Source organism: candidate division KSB1 bacterium (assembly GCA_034521575.1).
Taxonomy (GTDB): domain Bacteria; phylum Zhuqueibacterota; class Zhuqueibacteria; order Residuimicrobiales; family Krinioviventaceae; genus JAXHMJ01.
In genome coordinates this window covers 900,733-920,190 of the sequence record JAXHMJ010000002.1, presented here as the reverse complement: position 1 = coordinate 920,190, position 19,458 = coordinate 900,733, and the positions used below count along the sequence as shown (strand labels likewise).

General features: G+C 44.8%; 23 protein-coding genes and 2 pseudogenes. 18 read left to right on the top strand and 7 right to left on the bottom strand.

Features of this window, described 5'->3' with window-relative positions:
• The first annotated feature begins 141 nt into the window (after positions 1-141).
• The 9 genes from U5R06_07105 (at position 142) to U5R06_07065 (ending at position 8,321) form a co-directional block, all read left to right on the top strand.
• Positions 142-795 carry a PTS sugar transporter subunit IIA gene (locus tag U5R06_07105; GenBank protein MDZ7722573.1) on the top strand — a complete coding sequence of 218 codons (654 nt, stop codon included), beginning with the start codon at positions 142-144 and terminating at the stop codon, positions 793-795.
• On the top strand, positions 728-2,203 hold the full coding sequence (locus U5R06_07100; GenBank protein MDZ7722572.1) for a cation:proton antiporter: 1,476 nt from the start codon (positions 728-730) through the stop codon (positions 2,201-2,203). Before U5R06_07105 ends, U5R06_07100 begins: the two co-directional genes overlap by 68 nt.
• Complete coding sequence (locus U5R06_07095; protein MDZ7722571.1) at positions 2,128-2,457, top strand: CBS domain-containing protein; 330 nt, start codon at positions 2,128-2,130, stop codon at positions 2,455-2,457. The genes U5R06_07100 and U5R06_07095 overlap by 76 nt, the downstream gene beginning before the upstream one ends.
• Positions 2,454-3,017, top strand: coding sequence for a metallopeptidase TldD-related protein (locus U5R06_07090; protein ID MDZ7722570.1), 564 nt, complete (start codon positions 2,454-2,456; stop codon positions 3,015-3,017). Before U5R06_07095 ends, U5R06_07090 begins: the two co-directional genes overlap by 4 nt.
• Positions 3,018-4,434: 1,417 nt before the next feature.
• Positions 4,435-4,740 carry a nucleotidyltransferase domain-containing protein gene (locus U5R06_07085; GenBank protein ID MDZ7722569.1) on the top strand — a complete coding sequence of 102 codons (306 nt, stop codon included), beginning with the start codon at positions 4,435-4,437 and terminating at the stop codon, positions 4,738-4,740.
• Positions 4,730-5,116, top strand: a complete 387-nt coding sequence (locus U5R06_07080) for a HEPN domain-containing protein (GenBank protein ID MDZ7722568.1) — start codon at positions 4,730-4,732, stop codon at positions 5,114-5,116. The genes U5R06_07085 and U5R06_07080 overlap by 11 nt, the downstream gene beginning before the upstream one ends.
• Before the next feature lie 665 nt (positions 5,117-5,781).
• On the top strand, positions 5,782-6,837 hold the full coding sequence (locus tag U5R06_07075) for a DUF2254 domain-containing protein (GenBank protein ID MDZ7722567.1): 1,056 nt from the start codon (positions 5,782-5,784) through the stop codon (positions 6,835-6,837).
• Positions 6,777-7,118: a DUF2254 family protein gene (locus U5R06_07070; protein MDZ7722566.1), complete on the top strand. Its 342-nt coding sequence runs from the start codon at positions 6,777-6,779 to the stop codon at positions 7,116-7,118. Before U5R06_07075 ends, U5R06_07070 begins: the two co-directional genes overlap by 61 nt.
• A 210-nt stretch (positions 7,119-7,328) precedes the next feature.
• Positions 7,329-8,321, top strand: a complete 993-nt coding sequence (locus U5R06_07065; GenBank protein MDZ7722565.1) for a porin — start codon at positions 7,329-7,331, stop codon at positions 8,319-8,321.
• Positions 8,322-8,575: 254 nt separating this feature from the next.
• On the opposite strand, the gene U5R06_07060 is transcribed toward U5R06_07065, so the two are convergent.
• The 5 genes from U5R06_07060 to U5R06_07040 all read right to left on the bottom strand — a co-directional run bounded on the left by U5R06_07060 (position 8,576) and on the right by U5R06_07040 (position 11,698).
• A complete protein-coding gene (locus U5R06_07060) occupies positions 8,576-9,229 on the bottom strand; it encodes an ATP-binding protein (protein MDZ7722564.1) in 654 nt (217 codons plus the stop codon).
• Entirely contained in the window at positions 9,213-9,425 is a 213-nt protein-coding gene (locus U5R06_07055) for a hypothetical protein (protein ID MDZ7722563.1), read from the bottom strand. The genes U5R06_07060 and U5R06_07055 overlap by 17 nt, the downstream gene beginning before the upstream one ends.
• Before the next feature lie 26 nt (positions 9,426-9,451).
• The gene (gene istA, locus U5R06_07050; protein ID MDZ7722562.1) at positions 9,452-10,705 is read right to left on the bottom strand and encodes an IS21 family transposase; all 1,254 of its coding nucleotides are present in this window, start codon (positions 10,703-10,705) and stop codon (positions 9,452-9,454) included.
• The gene (locus U5R06_07045; protein ID MDZ7722561.1) at positions 10,695-11,126 is read right to left on the bottom strand and encodes a hypothetical protein; all 432 of its coding nucleotides are present in this window, start codon (positions 11,124-11,126) and stop codon (positions 10,695-10,697) included. The genes istA and U5R06_07045 overlap by 11 nt, the downstream gene beginning before the upstream one ends.
• Before the next feature lie 86 nt (positions 11,127-11,212).
• Positions 11,213-11,698, bottom strand: coding sequence for a hypothetical protein (locus U5R06_07040; GenBank protein MDZ7722560.1), 486 nt, complete (start codon positions 11,696-11,698; stop codon positions 11,213-11,215).
• Between the two features lie 343 nt (positions 11,699-12,041).
• On the opposite strand from U5R06_07040, the gene U5R06_07035 reads away from it, so the two are divergent.
• Together U5R06_07035 and U5R06_07030 are read left to right on the top strand one after the other, a co-directional pair.
• Positions 12,042-12,296, top strand: coding sequence for a hypothetical protein (locus U5R06_07035; GenBank protein MDZ7722559.1), 255 nt, complete (start codon positions 12,042-12,044; stop codon positions 12,294-12,296).
• A gap of 42 nt (positions 12,297-12,338) precedes the next feature.
• The gene (locus tag U5R06_07030; protein ID MDZ7722558.1) at positions 12,339-13,106 is read left to right on the top strand and encodes a patatin-like phospholipase family protein; all 768 of its coding nucleotides are present in this window, start codon (positions 12,339-12,341) and stop codon (positions 13,104-13,106) included.
• Between the two features lie 49 nt (positions 13,107-13,155).
• On the opposite strand, the pseudogene U5R06_07025 reads toward U5R06_07030, so the two are convergent.
• A pseudogene (locus U5R06_07025) lies at positions 13,156-13,202 on the bottom strand (hypothetical protein).
• 233 nt (positions 13,203-13,435) lie between these two features.
• Here U5R06_07025 and U5R06_07020 point away from each other — a divergent pair.
• Positions 13,436-13,768, top strand: coding sequence for a translation initiation factor (locus U5R06_07020; protein ID MDZ7722557.1), 333 nt, complete (start codon positions 13,436-13,438; stop codon positions 13,766-13,768).
• Between the two features lie 36 nt (positions 13,769-13,804).
• Here the strand turns inward: U5R06_07020 and U5R06_07015 are convergent.
• Positions 13,805-14,686 (bottom strand): annotated as a pseudogene (locus U5R06_07015) (ROK family protein).
• 352 nt (positions 14,687-15,038) lie between these two features.
• On the opposite strand from U5R06_07015, the gene U5R06_07010 reads away from it, so the two are divergent.
• From U5R06_07010 to nikR, 6 genes are all read left to right on the top strand, one after another.
• Entirely contained in the window at positions 15,039-15,962 is a 924-nt protein-coding gene (locus U5R06_07010; GenBank protein ID MDZ7722556.1) for a tetratricopeptide repeat protein, read from the top strand.
• A 55-nt stretch (positions 15,963-16,017) separates the two neighbouring features.
• Positions 16,018-16,407: a hypothetical protein gene (locus U5R06_07005; protein ID MDZ7722555.1), complete on the top strand. Its 390-nt coding sequence runs from the start codon at positions 16,018-16,020 to the stop codon at positions 16,405-16,407.
• 112 nt (positions 16,408-16,519) lie between these two features.
• Positions 16,520-17,650 carry a lytic transglycosylase domain-containing protein gene (locus U5R06_07000; GenBank protein ID MDZ7722554.1) on the top strand — a complete coding sequence of 377 codons (1,131 nt, stop codon included), beginning with the start codon at positions 16,520-16,522 and terminating at the stop codon, positions 17,648-17,650.
• Between the two features lie 67 nt (positions 17,651-17,717).
• Positions 17,718-18,770 carry an AmmeMemoRadiSam system protein B gene (amrB, locus tag U5R06_06995; GenBank protein MDZ7722553.1) on the top strand — a complete coding sequence of 351 codons (1,053 nt, stop codon included), beginning with the start codon at positions 17,718-17,720 and terminating at the stop codon, positions 18,768-18,770.
• Positions 18,754-18,972 (top strand): hypothetical protein, encoded by a 219-nt coding sequence (locus tag U5R06_06990; protein ID MDZ7722552.1) that lies wholly within the window; start codon positions 18,754-18,756, stop codon positions 18,970-18,972. The genes amrB and U5R06_06990 overlap by 17 nt, the downstream gene beginning before the upstream one ends.
• A gap of 63 nt (positions 18,973-19,035) precedes the next feature.
• The gene (gene nikR / locus U5R06_06985) at positions 19,036-19,455 is read left to right on the top strand and encodes a nickel-responsive transcriptional regulator NikR (GenBank protein ID MDZ7722551.1); all 420 of its coding nucleotides are present in this window, start codon (positions 19,036-19,038) and stop codon (positions 19,453-19,455) included.
• The last annotated feature ends 3 nt before the right edge of the window (positions 19,456-19,458 follow it).

Sequence of the window (19,458 nt, the reverse complement as noted above, 5' to 3'; positions counted from 1 at the left end):
GTAGCTTCGAAATCCCGTGGTCCGGCTTTCTTTTAGTTTTCGAACCCTTGACATTAAGCATAAAATATGTTATCTTATGAAGTTTGTATACATATAATATAATATAATAGAAAATATCGCAAATAATTTAGGTATTTCGCAATGAATGATCAAATTATGACCGTGGAAGAAGTGGCAACGTTTCTCAAGGTCTCACAGCGCACGGTCTATGACTGGGCGCAGAACGGTGAGATTCCCTGCGGCAAGCTGGGCACATCCTGGCGCTTCAAACGCGACGAGATCGAAAACTGGGTATCGCGCAAGCTGACGCCGCGAATCCGTTCGGATGAATCGCATACCATGACTTTATCATCGATTTTCTCACCCGAGCGTTCGCTTGTACTGGAGGAGACGCGCAAGCAAGCCGTACTGAACCGGCTTGTTGATGTGTCTGTCGAACTGCCCGGGGTGCGCAATCGCGCCGAGCTGGCGGAAGCGGTGTACAATCGCGAAAAACTCATGAGCACCGGCATCGGACTGGGCATTGCCGTGCCGCATGTGAGGCTCCCGGAGGTCAAAGAAGTGATGGCTTCAGCTGCTGTGTGTAAACATCCGATTACCGATTATGAATCTCTGGACAATACGCCGGTACAGATTGTCATATTGATTATCGCCGGACGCAATCAGCATGCAGAATATATCCAGGTGCTTTCGTCTGTAGCTTCCATGCTCAAACAGGAGCATGTGCGTGAGAACCTGCTCGGCTGCAGCGAACCGTCTGATATTTATGAAATCCTGGGAGAGCGCCATGTCTGATACACTGAGCGGCGCCGGTGTTTTGATTCTTTTGGGGGCCGGCGTGTTCGGCGGCATCATGAATGCCATACTGGCCCGACGTATCAGTATTCCTCAAGTGCTCGGTTATATGGCGGCCGGTATTCTGCTGGGCAGCAGCGGACTCAAACTTATCAAGCCGGCTGATATTGAAATGCTGGCGCCGATCAATTTGTTCTGTCTCAGTATCATCGGATTTCTGGTTGGAGGCGAGATCAAATTCGGTACTCTGAAAAAATACGGCAAGCAGTTTGCCGCCATTCTGATAAGTGAAGGTCTGGGTGCCTTTATTATTGTAAGTGTTTCCACAGCGGGCGTTGTTTACTGGGTGAGCGGCAATGTTTCCATTGCCCTGGCCGCCGGACTGGTTTACGGCGCTATCGCGTCAGCCACGGACCCCGCTTCCACCATGGCGGTGATGTGGGAATACCGCAGCGCCGGAATTTTGACCACCACGCTCACCGCCATCGTTGCTCTGGATGATGCCCTGGCGATGACTCTGTACGGACTGGGCAGCGGCGTGGCGCAGTTCATCGGTGGGGGAGAGGCGCATATTGGCAAAGAACTGCTGCATATCGGATTTGAACTGTTCGGTTCCATCGGACTGGGTATCGCTCTCGGGCTCACCATTGCGCTCATTCTTAAACGTTCCGGTTCACTCGATGTGGCCACAGCGTCCACGGTCGGGCTGCTCATGGTGATCACCGGAATCACGGATTATTACGCCATGGATATCATCCTGGCTGCTATGGCCGGCGGCATTACCGTGGTCAACATGACGCCGTTCTATTATGAAAAACTGTCCGAACGCATCAATGCATTCTCTACATTTATTTATGTGCTGTTCTTTCTGTTCGTAGGCGCCCGGTTATCGCTGCAGTCCATGCCGGTCTGGCTGTGGTGGATTGTCGGATTGTATGTCATCGGACGCAGTATCGGCAAAATGGGCGGCGCCTGGCTGGGTGCTCGGTTGTCCAAAGCGGACCCGGTGGTACAGCGTTACAGCGGTCTGGGTCTGCTGGCCCAGGGCGGTGTGGCTATCGGATTGTCCATTATGGCGGCGCATAAACTTCAGGGCATCCAGGTGGCTGACGGTTTGGCCCTGGGTGATGTCATTATTTTTGGAATCACCACCACCACGTTTCTGGTGCAGATCATCGGACCGGCCTGTGTGAAACTCGCTGTGAATCGGGCTGATGAAGCCGGGCGCAATATTACAGCCGAAGACATTGCCGCCTCTCTGCGCCTGACCGAAATAAAGCTGTCCAAAGAACATCTGGTTCATTCTTTTCCCGTATCCGGGATGTCATTGCCATGTTTACGGAAACCGGCGCCACAACTATCCCCGTCGTTGATGCGGAGGATCGACTCGCAGGCGTCATCGGCGTAGAAGAATTGCGCAACCTGATTCTCAAAGAGCAAACCTGGGACTGGCTGGTGGCCGAAGATGTGCTTGTCAAACCGCGTGCCACCCTGCATCCCGGCCAGTCGGTGAAAGAGTCGCTGGGTACATTGGATCAACTCGATATATCAGAGGTGCCGGTTGTCGATGATGACGGACAGTATCTGGGAAATGTTCATCGCTCGGGTATGCGTGAAATGATTAATAATCGGCTGATTCGAAATCAAATTAAAACCACCTGATCATTGAAAATCAAAATGTCGGACGTATTCTGAACGGTGTTGTCAATGCCATGAACGGCTGGTCTCTGCAGCAGAAACGCTCTTTTTTACTGGACAAGCAGGGCGAACAGGTGGGCAGCAAGCTGTTCACGCTGATCGACGATCCGCATATCGTGGCCGGCCTCGGCAGCGGTTTGTACGACGGCGACGGTTTTGCCACGCGCAAGCGCGCCATGATTGAAAACGGGGTGCTGAATCAGTTCTACATCGACTGGTACCGCAGCCGCAAACTGGGTGTGCAACCCACCACCGGCGGCACGTCAAATCTCATCCTGCCGCCCGGAAAACGCTCGATTGACGAAATTATGAAAGATCTGGGACGCGGTATCCTGATCAATGGATTTATCGGCAGCAATTCAAACTCCAATACCGGCGATTTTTCAGTCGGCATCACCGGAACCCTGTTTGAGAACGGTGAACTGACGCAGCCGATCGCGGAAATGAATATCGCCGATAACCATCTGAATTTCTGGAACAAACTGGCCAAAGCCGCCAATGATCCCTGGATGAACAGCAGCTAACAGATGCCCCGTCTGGTGTTCACCGATGGGGTGGTGGCCGGTGTGTAGCTAAAGCATTAGATTCTTTAAAAACCCTGGCTGACGGCCGGATTCATTCGAGTCCGGCCGTTTTTTTGTGGAACGCCTGGAGTGACAAGGGCAGCAGGAGGGGAAATGTGCAAAGTCGAAAGGTCTGAAAGTCAAAAAGTCACAAGGTTGGTTGCTTTGAAATCCAGGCCCGCAGCTGTAAAATGGTTGAATTGTAAAAGCTGTCGAATTTAACGGCCTGTGCACGAAAATAGAGCAGCGAACGAAACGAACAAGACGAACTGAAAATGAATCATGAATAACCCATGTTAAAGAGAATACCGATAGAGGTATCAAAGGGAGGGCAAATTTTGAATCGAGTCATTTGCAATGTTTTTTCCAGACAGTATATGCTGGAGTATATACTGTTGCATTCCTATTGATCTGATTGACTGACCCGGATCTCACAAGTCAACTTCCCGGTTGTGCCGCGAGACTGGATTTATCTTTAGCAAGATGTGAATATTTATCACAAAAATGGAGGTAATATTGCAGCCACTTTAGAAAAGACGGAATTTTATCAACTATTATTTTATTTTTTTTAATTGTTCAAGATAACGTTTTCTGATGGATTCCGGTAAGTTTAGCAAAACAACCCCCTGTTTCCGTTTATCATTACAATTGCAATGCTAAACGATCTGTTTAGCGCACAAGCGAATAAGAAATTTATTTGATAAAAGCAATGATTTTTATTGATTTTATAACTAATATTGGGTAGTTTCTTTTGAATGCTCATAAGAAACTGTATACTTACTGTTGGCTGGAGAGGACGATAGCGACATGACACCAACGGATCGACAATGCGACGAACCCGAGCTGCCGACTACGGAGTACTCGACGTTCGTGGACTTCTGCAAGTATTCGGGCGGGATAGAGACCGCTCAGATTTCAGTGTTGTTTGCAGTGATGTCGGGGCTCGTCTACTCTCCTCTTTGGCGATAAGGCACCAAGCGAACCTTTGCTCACCTGGATGAAGGCCAGTGCAGCTGTCCTCGCGATGGGTCTCTGGGTGATTGAGGAGAGCCACGCCTACCTGGCGAGTGCTTTCTTCTGCCGCGCGCGTGAACTCGAGTCGGACCTCGATTTCCGGTGATTCACTCGGCTTCCGAAGGTAACGCCGTTCTGGCAGGGGCCGGCGAATTGGGCATTTCGGCTTCTGTACGCTGGGTTTGTCATGTTCTGGATTGTGGCTGCCTGGAAGACGTAGATCCGGGCTTCAGCCAACAAATGGGTGCTGCCTGAAGCCGCACCCCGCCGCGCCCTTCGGTCGCTCTGGGGTCCGGCGCAGCAGACCCTTGCGTTTGAACGAAACCGCTTTGCGGTAGCATAAAAAATAAAATAATGGATTTTTATGAACATAACGAATAATCAAAAAGATCAAATAAAGACGCAAATCAAGGATCGGCTTGCAAAAGAGCGAGAAATCCAGAAAATCGTAATTTTTGGTTCGTTCACAAAATCGAATGAGCCGAACGATATCGATATTGCAGTTTTTCAAAACAGTGATGAATCGTATTTGTCTCTTGCCTTGAAATATAGAAAACTAGTACGAGACCTTTCCAAACTATATCCGATTGATGTGATTCCTTTGAAAACCAATGCTAACGGAAGTTTTTTAGATGAAATAAAAGATGGTGAAACGATTTATGAAAGATGAAACCAGAATATGGTCGATTTATGCCGGGGAAAATCTTGAATCCTCCAAGATCCTTCTTGAAAGTAGATTATATAATCCTTGCCTTCAAAATATTCAACAAGCTGTTGAAAAAGCATTAAAATCAATATTTATCGAAAAATCGATAAAGCTTCAACGAACGCATGATATACTTGAGCTCAAGCAAGTGTTGCTCAAACATAACATTGAAATTGAATTATTCGACGATGAATGTGATTTTCTCAATTCAATCTACCTGCCGTCAAAATATCCGATTGGCAGTGTTTTGGCTGATTATGAGCCAGATGAGGGTATTTGTCGGGAAGGGATTGAAATTGCGGAAAAGACATTGCGGACTGTTAAATCCATTATTGAATAAAATACTCTTTGAAATACGATTGAAAGTTAGGACAGGCCGCGTCAGCTAACTAATTGTTTCAGCTAAAATGCAGCCGCCCGGAAGCTGCTAACAATAAGCTTTACCTGACACGCGGGACGTGTGCCTTTTGAGTTTTTATCGAGTGATTTGTAGATTGGATTTTTCTGCGCAGTCTGTACCGATTCAACCCGCGTGCAGGTTAACTAAGCGAACAATAAAAACAAAGATAAAACTCTAGAAAAAGTAAAAAAAAATAAAAAAAATGACGGGGTATACTGGATACTATAAGCTTAGGTTTGGTGATCATAAAGTTGGTTTAAAATATGAAAACAAGATGATAATATTTGAAAGAGTATTACATCGCAAAGATATTTACAACTATTTTCCATAAACATTACTAAAAATATCAGCATTGTTTCAATACCGAGTTTTATCTTGTACCCATTTTGCGGTTTAACTTTTCAACAAGGCAATTATTTTAAGTATCAGTATCAATAGCAAGCATATAACTTAAAATGCAGCCGACCGAAACACGGAGGATTTTGGGTTGTGTTGAGGGCTGGGTTCGTACAAAGTTTGGATTTTTGTTTGAATTTTGTGCGTTTTGTTTCGGCGTTTGATTAAACGTTATATGTAAAAAATACCTTATATTAACAGGCACTGTCATGAAAACATTTGTGCTCAATCTTTGGGAATCGCTTAAAACCAGCTTTTGGTTTCTACCCGGCTTGATTATTATTTCTTCTATAATTATCTCTTATTTGGCTATCGCTGTTGATAAAAGCTGTAACGCTAACGCTTACCAGCTTCCCGGGCTCTTATTTACAGGCGGCGCCGAGGGAGCGCGGACTGTTTTAGCCACTATCGCCGGCTCCATGATAACCATTACCGGTGTGACATTTTCAATCACAATTGTTGCGCTTACATTAGCATCGTCGCAATTTGGACCCCGTTTAATGCGGAATTTTATGAAAGACCGGGGAAATCAGCTTGTGCTGGGGATTTTTAGTGCAACCTTTATCTATTGCCTCCTCGTGCTTCGAGCGGTTCATACGAGTGAAACATTTGCTTTTATCCCCAACATCTCAACATCGTTCGCTATTGTCCTCTCCGTACTCAATGTCGGCATTTTGATCTATTTCATCCATCATATCTCATCATCCATTCAAGCTGACTCTGTTATATGGTCAGTCTACAAAGAGCTTGTGCAAAGCATCGAACGCCTTTTTCCCGAGGAATTAGGCCATGATTTGGAAAAAGATGAGCTTGATGCGATTGATTTTTCAGTCCAGGAAAAAGCCTTTCAGAACTCTCAGGTTCTGTCGGCCAGCCAAAGCGGCTATTTGCAGGCTGTCATTAATGAAACGCTGATGGATTATACTACGACAAAAGATGTGTTCATCAGCATTCATTACCGGCCGGGTGAATATATTATTTACGGCAGCCCGCTGGTGACTGTCTATTCCAATAAAGCCTTCGATGATGATACCGAAAAGATCATTCAATCATTTATCATAGGAAACAAGCGAACGCCCGAACAGGATGTCGAGTTCTCCATTCATCAACTTGTCGAAGTTGCAGCACGAGCACTATCACCCGGCATTAACGATCCGTTCACGGCAATAGCCTGCATTGACCGGCTGGGCTCTGTCTTGGGCATTTGTGCAGCAAAAATTTCCCTTCTGCCCGGCGTTTCGATGATCAGGGTAAACTCCGGATAATGACAAAACCATTTACGTTCGCCGGTATAACAAACGCCGCTCTCGATCAAATCCGCCAGTATAGCCAAACGAATCCGGCTGTCACCATTCGGCTGTTGGAAATTCTGAACACAATTGGCCCGCTTACCTGCAACCGGCAGCAACGCCAGGCGCTTCTCAGACAGGCTGAAATGATAGAAAAAGCCAGCCGTGAATCATTGCCAGATGAGAATGACAAAAAAGATGTGCAGGAACGCTATAAAGCCCTGCTCGATGCGCTTAAATTTGAAAACGAAAAATAGCAAGTATCTATTTATCAGGGAGGCCACTATGAAAATATTTTTTTCCGCGATTGGGCTTCTGCTTTTGGCCGCAGTAAATCCGGCCAATGCTCCAAAACTTCGCCTTCGGACCACTTTTTTCAATCGGTTTCATTTTCACATTTTAACTTTTAGCTCGGAGGAATCAATGATGAAAAAATAATCTTGAAAATTTTAGCCGGAATGATTATCGTGTCGAATACTGTCTTTGCGCAGGAAGAACCACTTGCCAGGCAAATTCAATCCATCACGCAACACGAGGCATTCAAAGTAAATGCACTGCTTCAGGCAGGTTTCAGGTATTCACTTGCCAATGATGAATTTCAGGGCGGTCGCACCTTCAAAGCCGCCAATGCCCGGTTGAGTTTCAGGGGGATGCTCGACGGCAAGTTTTACTATCGTGTATTTTTCAACATGGTCAGTGAACCCAATCTGCTGGATGTTTTTATTGGCTATCGCCACAGCGATGCGTTACGCATTACAACAGGGGCTATGAAACCGAGACAAACACAGGATTACATTCCTGATCCGGGCTCTACGGATTTTATTGACAGAACAAGAATTACCGGACTTTTGGTCCAATCCCGTGAAATTGGCATTTCTGCCGAGGGTGATGTGAACGGACTTTACTATTATTCGGGACTATTTAACGGCAACAAGATGTTATCAAATAGCAATAACAAATTTTACGGCATCGGACGGTTACAATATACGTTCAGGAATATCATTCCCGGAACGCTGCAATTAGCCGTTCAGGGTTCGCATGGCGATTCTCCTGACGTCCGCAGTGGTAGTTTTGGCCCGATGTTGAGGGGTGAACGGACCATTTACGGCGGCGATATGAGATTAGAGACGGACCACTTTTTGCTTGCCGCTGAATATCTTGCAGGTCAGCTTAAAACAGAGGATATTGCTGATAAAAAAGAAGAGATCAGCGGTTATTATGCCACAGCGGGTTACAAGCTCTTTAAAGAAACCATGTTCCTGGGACGCTGGCAATCGTGGGGCTATAAGGAAATGAATTACAGGGATAATCAATTTACTTTTGGGATTAATCAAAATTTTACCAGCATCACCAGTTTTCAGTTAAACTTTGATTCTTATTTCCCGGAGAATGGAGACAAGCAGCATGGTCTGTCTGTCTGTCTCTTATTTTGCAGGTACAATTTTAAATCAAGTCCTTGATGAATAAAATTATTACCAACGGTTAACAAGTTTACCAAAGCCAACGGAATAATACTTTACCACCTAAAGTGGAGCACATAGATTCTCTTACAAGACTCTGTAAAAAAAACAGTTCTTTGGCATAAAATATCAATTATATTTTTATATTTTTAAAATGAAACCAGATTACTATTTATTTTTCTGTCGATAAGATGGTCCTTCCATCAGTATAATCTCCGAGTTTTTAACGAGCCGGTCTGCGATGGCTTGAGCGATTACAGCACTTTGAAAATCTCTCCCCAGCGGCCAAAGGGCAGATTGGTGGTCACGATTGTACTCACACGTTCATGCCTGGCACTGAGCACCTGGAAAAAAAGATTTGATGACTGTTCGTCAAGCGAAAGAAAACCCAACTCGTCACAAACAAGCAGACTTGGAGTTTGATAAAATTTTAGTTTTTTTAACAACGACTGATCAGCTTGAGCGGCAATGAGGTGATTAATCATATCAATAGCTGTTGTGAAGAGTACACGTTCATTTTTCAAACAGGCTTGATAAGCTATGGTTTTTGCTAATCGGGTTTTTCCGGTTCCGGGGGCGCCAATAAAGATCACGTCTTGTTTTTTATGAATAAAATCACATTCGGACAAACGCAAAACAAGGGATCGGTTCTGTTGTCGGGAGACATGGAATTTAAAATCAAAGTCACTTGGCAAGCATTTATCAATCAAATGCGACGCTTTGATTCTGTTTTCAACAGAGCGTTTCCAGCGTGATTCGTTTTCCAGGTCAAGCAAATAATCGAGCAGCCACAGAAAGCCGTTGTTCTGCTCTTTTTCTTTTTCAAAGGCATCTTCGAGATATTCGGCCATGGTATTGAGTCGCAACTGCTGCAATTTGTGGATTGTATTTTCAATTTTTGTCATCATTGTTCCTGCTTTTTTTCAAAGTAATGGCATCATAGATTAACAGATCGGGTTCCTGTAATTGTAACTGATTGAGCGTTTCATCTTTGAGGGTAACTTTGGGGTAATATGTTTTAATATGCATTTTTTGATGCAGGATATTCTCAACATAATCGACGCCATAGGCTTTGTATTTGAGGGTTATTTCAACGGCCTCCACAACTGCTTTGGCTCCATATTGTTCTCTTAATTCCAGGAGATGACTGGATGCCCGGAAAGGCTTTTCCCGGCCTTGGCCAAATTTTCGATGAATAGTTTGATGGGTTCACCCATTGAAAACAAGAGTTGTTCTTGTCTGGTTAACCTTGCCTTTTTACGTGTTTTCAAAAGTTCTGAAATATGGTTCGGATTTTCAATAACAGCCCGGCGTTTCCAGCTTCGCGTGTGTACAGCAACAATTTTGTTTTTATGGCCTGCCCAAATTGTATGGTTATCCGCTTTGACACTGACTGTTTTACCGGCCATCCACCAAGGCGCTGAATAATAATTTGCATCAAATTTAAACCGGCAATCGGAATGGACTTTAGCTTCTGAATGATCTCTGGTATCCGGCAATACATCCGGCAATGGACGCAGGGCTTTCGGCTGAAAACGTTCAACCGGTTTTTCATTCGTTGTTGCGTGAATACGTGTATTTGCAATGTGATCGCGCCATTTGCAGGCTTGCACATTTACATCATCCAGATCGGCAAAGGTGCGGCACGGCCAAAAGTTATAGCGAACGTAATGAACACCGCCTTTTTCTATCTTGCCTTTTGCGGATGCGTCCCTTATGCCGCACGCGTAAGGTCTGATATGAAAAGGGCGCAAGAAATGCAAATAATCTTCGTTGAACCGGATAATATCGCCGATTCGTTCAATGACCGCTGTTTTCAAATTATCGTGCACCAGTTCTTTGGGAGCGCCACCAAAGAATAAAAAAGAATTCAACAGGGTGCGCATCACAGCTTCTTTGTTTTGACTATGTGTGAACTCGATGTAGAGCATTCTGGAATGGCATTCTATCACCGTCATGCAGTACAGTTTTCTGGAGGTGTTGCCATAAATGAGACTGCCGAAATGCCCCCAATCAAACTGACATTGTTCACCAGGGCTGCTTTCAAACCGAATGTAGGCTTTGGATCGTTTCTTACCTCCTCGTTTAGCAAGGAGGTAATCGCGCAAAATCGTAATCCCTCCGGTATAGCCTTTTTCGTCGATACGTTGTTTAATAACAACAGCGCTGGCGTTCGGCCAACCTTCCAGCAGTTCATCAATATAATTATAGAACGGTTCCAATTTACCTGGCTTTGGACGTCTGGGAGGTGTGGCAATATCCGGGGAGTTGAGATATTTTTGCACAGTTGGTCTTGAAATACATAACTTTCTGGCAATTTGGCGTTGTTTCATGCCCATATCAGCCAATTTGTGAATTTCAAAGATGATTCGTTTATTCATCATGACTTTTGGCCCTTTCAAGAGATTCAGTTACAAGTTTACGGATCGTCATGGGGTCCCAGTTTTCAAAATCGGAGCGGGTAGTCAAGGGTTTTGAAGGCAGTGCAACCGGCTTTTTCGGCAAAGAAAGCACCTGAAACATAAACCCGTCAAAGGCAATCAGGGATTTTTTGATCAAAGCGTTTCTGGCAGTGATAAAATCATCAAGACTTATCCTCAGCATCGTGCAGAGCCGGTCCTGACTGTAATAAGACAGCCCGTGCCGATCTCCGACAAGCACGAGCAAAAAGTAAATCAAAAGCTCGTGTTGATTCAAACTGGTAAAAAAATGGTCTGTGATAAACCGGTGTGGAATAAAACTAAATCCCCCATCAATGTTACGCACCCGGTCGGGAATAAGGGGTTTTTTGGTGATTTTCATCATTCTGCCTCCCAATAATAGATCACGTACAAATTCAACTGAAATCTACTATACCACAAGGCAAATAGCAATAGCGTCCATTTTTACAATTAAATTCTTAAAGACAAAAAAAGGTCAATATTTTTATGTAAATCAGCCAGTTGCACGATTAACGCGTCCATTTTTACAATTTTCCCGGATGAATCAATTTTATAAGGATTCATTACACAAGTGTATAATTTTTCTGACTGCTTTTTTAACGCGTCCATTTTTACAATTTTAATCAGCTCCGCTTTTTTTGACTGGTTCGCATTGCGTTTTTTCTGAAGGTCTCGGTTTCTTTTCACATAGTCTGGATGCTTTTTACGATACTCTTTTTGATATTTATCTAATGGATAGGTCTTGCGCCATTTCTTTAAACATGCGACTTGCTGTTCGTGATACTGAGAATCCTGAATCATTTTTTGTTTTTGCCAGGCACGTTTGCGGGCTCTTTGGCAGTTGGGGGCACTGCAGTATAACTGATTGCCTTTGAGCCGGGGATTAGCAGGTTTTTGCTTACAGCAATTCTTGCAAATAATGGTTTTCTTCATCACAGACACTCGTATTGGTGGAAGGATAGTTAGGGCTGAGAACCAACATACAGCCAAAAACAAGCCCAATAATCTAAAGTGCCATAAAAATTAATTTGTGAAAGGGGGAAAAAGAGAATAAAACGAATGATATGAAAATAAGAGAAAATTAGATGGAATTTTTATGAATATTTATGAAAATGAATTAAATGAAAGAAAATGTATGGTAAAGTTTTAGACCGGTGAAAATGGTAAAGAATTAAAGTGGTGGTAATATAAAATTGCGTTCTGCTGAATTTACCAATTGTTTAGCAGTTTTTAAGCTTTTTGAAAAATAATAATTTAAAACCAAACAAGGAGAACTAAAATGAAAGATCGAAAAGAGTATATCGACAAAATGTCGGCCAAACTGAAAGAATGGGAGGCCGAGATTCAGAAACTTGAAGCAAAAGCAGACAAAGCACCGGCAGATACCAAAGCTGAATATCGTCAGCAAATCGAGGATTTACGCAGCAAGAAAGAAAAAGCGCAACAAAAGCTCGATGAAATCCAGCAAGCGGGTGAGGATGCCTGGGAAGATTTGAAAGATGGTATCGAACAGAGACTGGAAAACACTGGGTGATTCCATAAAAAGTGCTTTCGGTAAATTCAAACAGGACAGCGAATGAAAAAACTAAAAAAAAATAAAAAAATAGGATTGGCTCTTGGGGGCGGCGCTGTTCTTGGCGCCGCCCATATAGGCGTGTTAAAAGCGCTTAAAGAGCATGACATTTCAATAAGCTACGTCTCGGGAACCAGCATCGGAGCGTTTGTCTCAGCGTTTGTTGCGTTCCAAAAAACCTGGGAAGAGGTAGAAGAAATCACTAAAGATTTGAATTGGCTGGATATTTCCGGGATTTCCCTTTCAAAATTTGGCTTGCTTGCAAATAAAAAACTGGGCGAGCTTATAACGGATCATGTCGGTGACGTCAATTTTGAGGACGCTAAAATCCCGGTCGCAATGATGGCAACAGATATTACCAGCGGCGACAAGGTTGTTCTGAATAAAGGCAATTTAGCTCAAGCTGTAATGGCAAGCACATGTATTCCCGGTATTTTTGTTCCTGTGGAAATCGAAAACAAATTGCTCGTTGATGGCGGTATCGTTGAAAATGTTCCCATTACACCGCTTGAAGATATGGGAGCTCAAGTTACCATCGGTGTTGATTTGAATGCCGAACACCTTTACAAAAAGCCGGAAAACATCATTGAAGTAATGCTAAGATCATTTGATTTCTTGATTAAAACAGCCACTGAGCTACAAACCGCGAAAGCGGATATTCTAATCAAACCTGATCTCTCGGATTTCAATATGGTCGATATTGAGCAAGCAGATGACCTCATTAAGGTGGGCTATAAGGAGGCAACCAAAATTTTGCAAAAAGTAACCTGATAACCACATCAAATTGATATCTTGGCAAGGACCACTGACAATCTGTCGACAACTGTAAATCCGGCTACAATAGCCATAGATTATTATCTTTGGCATCATTTTCGGGTGATAAGAAGGGCACTTCCACCTTTACATTCTCAAACTTTGTAAATGCTGACCGCAATAAAGACTGTCCACGAATTACTGCGATATCGAATGCGCTCGGAGGCGATAAATAAAAATCAAACTTGAAAGGGAGCGGAATAAATTGTAGATTATGATCGGTGTGATAAGCTTGATGAATGTGACAATGTGAGAGAACAGCGGGAGACCTATGAAGAAGAAAAACAGTGGTCTATTCCACCGGCCAAGGCAAAACCTGTCCGAATTGTGAACAGCCTGTAGATGAATGTGTGTGCAAATCTCAAACAAAAAATGCCGGGTCAGGCGCGCCGGTGATCAAAATCCGCCGGGAAACCAAAGGTCGCGCCGGTAAGACGGTGACAACGATATTCGGTATTGTGCCGAATCAGCAAAAAGACATCGCGACGCAATTGAAACAGCAGTGCGGCACCGGCGGATCGGCCAAAGATGGAGTGATTATCATCCAGGGCGATCATCGAACAAAAATCAAGGCATTTCTGGAAAAAAAAGGCTATACGGTCAAACTCGCCGGCGGTTGAGTTTAGCTGCGCTATCCCGCCGGCTTTTTACATGTTTTATTTCAGGTCCTGCCAGGCCAGGGTGGAGGCGCCCAGCGCAGCTGCGTCGTCGCCCAGTTTCGCTTCAATAATATGAATATTGCGCAGGGCGATATCAAAGACATTCTGGCGCGCCACTTTTTCGACAATCTCTACATAGGGTTTGCCCAGCGCTTCGACAACCCCGCCGCCCAGCACGACATATTCGGGATTAAAGATGTTTACCAGGGAGGCCACAGCGTATCCCACATAGATGGCGGACTGATGAATTGCCATGACAGCAGCCGGATCCTGATCCTTAAAGGCTTTGGCCAGGCGTCCGCTTCTGATGCGTTCGTCGCGGTCTTTACCCTTAAAGATTTTGGTTTTGACGCCCCTGGTTTCAGATTGACGGATGACGCGTTCAATGGCGGTGCGGCTTGCAAACGCTTCCAGACAACCGTGATTGCCGCATCCGCACAACGGGCCGTTCGGGTCCATGATCATATGTCCGAGTTCACCGGCGTTCTGGTTAAATCCGTGCAAGGGTTTGCCGTCAATGATAATGCCGCCGCCGACGCCGGTGCCGATGAATAAACCGACAACATGTTTCGCTTTTTTAGCTTCTCCGAATGCCCATTCGCCGATCAGGCCGGCGTTCGCATCATTTTCAACTTTGACAGGTTTGCCGGTCAGTAATTCCAGGCGCTCTTTGAGCGGCGCATTTTTCCATTTCAAGTTGGGCGTTTCGATTACAATCCCTTTGTCCATATCCAGAGGGCCGGGGGAACCGATGCCGATGCCGGCCACCTCTTTTTTGAAATCAAGTCCGGACTCTTCCGCCGCTTTGAATATACATTTTGCTATGCGCTTGACAACGGCTTCAAATCCTTTTTCGGGTTTTGTCTTTTTTTTTGGCGCTGCCGATAATTTTCCCTTTTTGGTCCGTTACGGCGGAATAGATTTTTGTGCCTCCAAGGTCTATACCAATCACAAAAGAGTGTTCTGTCATAGATTATCCTGGTTTTTTCGATGGTCAGTTTTGATATGATAATATGAGCAAAAAAACCGGTTAAACGCAAGAAAAAAATGTAAATTCGGGATGTGCCGGCTGATATTATTTTATGGTGAACTTTTACTAAACATAAATCTGTCCGCATGATTGAACAGTATTGACAATGTGCATATAAACGATTATATTTCATGTTCCAGAGTATTGAGAACAAACACGAAAGACGTTTATATGAAATTATCTCATTTCAGAGCAGCAGGAATGGTTTCATTCATTTTAATGGTTTTGATATCAGCATGCAGCCATCTCAAGCAGGCGCATGAATATTATGATCAGGGGTCGTATTCTCAGGTGGTGCGTCTGTGCCGCGAGGCCATCCGCGCCGATTCATCAGATACGCAGGCCTACTTTCTCATGGGCAATGCCCTTGAAGAACTGGACTCGCTGCAGGCTGCTGAAGAGGCATTTACGGCCTGTGTTCAACAATATCCCGATAATATGAACTATCGTCAGTCTGTTAATTGTGTGTTGCTGAAACGCGCCCGTACTGCGAAACAGGATTCAAACTATTATGATGCTTTAAACATGATCGAGCGGGCGGAACGCTTTCATACGGATTCAACCCGACAGGTAGCGTTGAAAGCAGATGTTTTGCGGGACATGGGCAAGCACGATCAGGCTGTAAAGCTGTACCATGTTTTACTGACATTCAAAAAAGACAGTATCCCGATTTTGCGGATTCTGGATGACCTGCAGACGCGAAAAGAGCGGGCGGAGCAATGGTTTGAAAAGGGAAATCAGTATCAATCGAAACGCCGATTTGAAGCGGCGATCGACCACTATGAAAAAGCTTTGACCTCCAAGCCGGATTTTGAGGAAGCGCAATATGAGCTTTATATCACCAAGGGCAGACTGTATTACAGAATGGGCAGTTCTGAAGATTTGTGGGAGTCCATTATGCAGTTCGGTTACGCTGCGAATATTCATCCGGAGCGGGCGGAACCGCACTATTATATGGGATTCGCTTACCACAAAAAAGATCGAAAAGAATATGATAATGCGATTCAGGCGTTTGAAAAGGCCGCTGACTTGCAGCCGGACAGTGAAATCGGACAAAAAGCGGTCAATAAAGTCAGAGAACTGCGCGCGCATCAAAAGAAAATGCAAGAGTTTTGGAGTCATTAGCCGTCATTTATTATGCAATCTTGAAAAAATATACTATAGATAGGGTGTTAGCTGTATGAAAGTTACAAAAGCGCTGAATGATTTGACGTGGGAAAAGGTCGCCCGGTTTGATGAACAGGCCACAAATGGCGAGGCCTGGTCCTACTGCGAGAACAGCCAGGTACGTGACGCAACCGTTTATCAAAATCATTTATTCGGACGTGTCGGTAATTTTGTTGAAGAATTTCAGGTTCAGATCGCTGTCAGTGATCAGGAAATATCCAGTTCCTGCACCTGCAGCAGTTCGCGGGAGACCTGCATCCACGTCATTGCTCTGTTGTATACCTGGGTGAGTGATTCCGAGGACTTTATACATGTGGACCGTGTGTCTGAACGACTTAAACATTCAGCAAAGATGAACTCGTTTCCACGATTGCCCGGATATTACGCACCTATCCGCAATTGACCGAGACGGTTCTTGGAAAAGATTTAAAAGACTGGGATAAAATTGACAGGGATCCCAAAACCGAGTTTTAACAGGAAAGCGTTCTTTTCAACCAAGCCGGAATGGAGCAGTGATGAAGCGGAAAATTACTTTTGGAGCGCGAATGCTGCATGTGTGTTATGTTCTTTTCATTTTATTGTTGTTTAGCGTTTCTGCAAGCGCGTCCGGAGCAGAAACGTTGCCTTTGCCTGAACCCTTGAAGGACAATGTCAGGTTCTGGATCAAGATATTTACTCAGGTATCCTCGGATCAGGTTGTGCTGCATGACCGAAATTATCCGGATATCATTTATACGGTCATACCGATGGACAGCACAGAGGACTGGGAAAAGGTGACGAGAATACGCACCTATATTGAAGAGAATCTCAAGGCACTCTCTCAATCCGGAGTGGTTGAAAATGATTCGCTGTCCCGGTTTCAGTATGACCTGTATATGCTCTGGTCCTCTGTACAGGATTCGGCAAAATTCGTAAAAGCATCGGAAAATATCAGAGCTCAAAGAGGCTTAAAAGACCGGTTTCAGCAAAGTATTGTCCGGTCTGGACGTTTTCTGCCGTATATAAAATCTGTTTTTAATGAATATGATATTCCGGAAGCCCTGTGCTATCTGCCGCATGTGGAATCTTCATTCAACTGGAATGCGCGCTCCAAAGTCGGGGCCGCCGGGATGTGGCAGTTTACAGCCTACACGGCGCGTAAATATATGAGGATCAATTCAATTGTGGATGAACGCTACGATCCGATCACGTCCACGATTGCAGCGGCCAGGCTGTTAAAAGACAACTATAATGAATTACAGTCGTGGCCGTTGGCGATCACTGCGTACAATTACGGTCTGAACGGCATCAGACGCGCCAGTGAAAAACATGCAACGCGCGAGCTGGATGAGATAATCGCGCAACATAAAAGCCGATTGTTCGGGTTTGCATCAAAAAACTTTTACGCTGAATTTTACGCGGCCTGGAAAGTGTCAACTCAATACAAGATTTATTTTGGCGAACTTGATCTACTGCCTCAAGTCGAGTACAAATCGGTGGTTTTGGACCGTCACGCGACCCTGGACCAGCTGTCTCTGGAGTATGATATTGATGCACAGACGATTCAACAATACAATCCGGCTTATCGGATTTCAGTCAAAGTGATTCCGGCGGGATATACGATACGACTGCCAATTACAGCGGGCAGCTTGAACGATCAGAGTTGAACGGGTGTCCGGGTTGCCGGCGATTATTAATGCTGGTTTGTCATTAAACTGTGGAGCTTGACAACAAGTGACTTTGAAAAGAAAAAGCTTTCATGCCAGTCCCTCTCAGATCTCTAAATACCCACAATTGCGTCATGATCTTGAGCCGTTTCATGTCTATGACCGCAAAGGCCGACTGTATTATGGTTTGAATGATCCGCTGAATCTCGGCGACGAACAGCTGCTCATTTCTTCGGATCTTTATTATCTGCTGCAGTTTATGGATGGAGAGCATTCACAGGATGAGATACAGGCGGAATATCTGTCAAAATTCGGCAACCGGATCGAGGCGCAGCGTTATTTTAATCTGCTGAAAAAACTGGACAGCTGTCTTTTGATGATGAATGACCGTTTCCGGCATACATTGCGGCAGGCGCATACTGAGTATAAAAAGACAGATACACGATTGCCGGCCTGCAGTGAGCACAGCTATCCGGAGGACCCGCAGGAACTCACCCAATTTATGAACGAGTTGACACGCAACGCCCAATCCCATCTGGAGCTTGCCACCCAATTGGTGAACCGTACCGTCAAAGCTGCAGTAGCGCCGCATATTGATGTGCGAAAAGGCGGAAAGATGTACGCCCAGGTGTATAAACTGTTGGCCTTGTCCAAACCGGCTGATCTCTATGTCATTCTCGGAACCGGACATATGACCATGCAAATGCCGTTTGCTCTGACCCGAAAACATTTTCAGACCCCGCTTGCCAAGGTGAAAACCGACTGGGAAATGGCGGATCATATCGCCCGTCAATGCGAATTTGATGCGTATGCCGATGAGTTTGCGCATCGGAATGAACACAGTATCGAGTTTCAGACTCTGTTCCTTTCACATTTTTTCGAACCCACGTTTAAAATCCTGCCTGTGTTGTGTTCATTCCAGCATCAGCAGGATGATGAAACAGAAAAAATGTTAAAGTCCTTCACCCGGACCCTGAACAATGTTCTAAGTCAGTTCAAGGGCAGCATTTGCGTGATTGCCAGTGTAGATCTGGCGCACGTCGGTCTTGCCTATGGAGATACTTTCAAGCCGGATCCGCGGTTTTTAGCTGATGTGGAACGCAGTGATAAAAATACTTGATATTGTAGCCAACCAGGATAAACATCAATTCCAGCGCTATTTCCAGCAGAACGGCAATGAATATCATGTGTGCGGCTATGCGGCGCTGCGGACCTTTCTCGAAATACTTCCGGACGCAGAGGGTTATTTCCTGGATTACGATAATACAATCATGGATAATAATCGTTCAACCGTCACGTACGGCGGGATGATTTTTTTCTAAAAATGTGTTGATTTTTTTATATAAAAGTGTTACTTTTTAAGAAAATGTAACACGGAGGTTTGAATGAGTTCACTGTTGAGGTTTGGTGTTTCTCTGGATTCAGATTTACTGTCAGAGTTTGATAAACTGATTGACAGACGCGGTTATGCGAATCGTTCAGAGGCGATTCGTGATTTGATCCGGGATGCGCTGATCAAGGATGAATGGGAAAATCCCAAAGACAAGGTTGTCGGTACCATTACCGTTATTGTCGACAATTGTCTGAATACGATCACCAAAAAGCTGGCCCAATCCGAGCAAGGGCCCCTGCAGGAAATTATTTCCACCATGCACGTGCAGCTGGACGAGAATAACAGTCTGGAAGTCTCGGCGGTGCGCGGCTGTGCGAAACGGGTGCGTCAGTTGGCTCAGGAACTGATGGGTATGAAAGGGGTCAAACATGGTGATTTGGTGATGACTACGACAGGTAAAAAATTAAAATGAGGC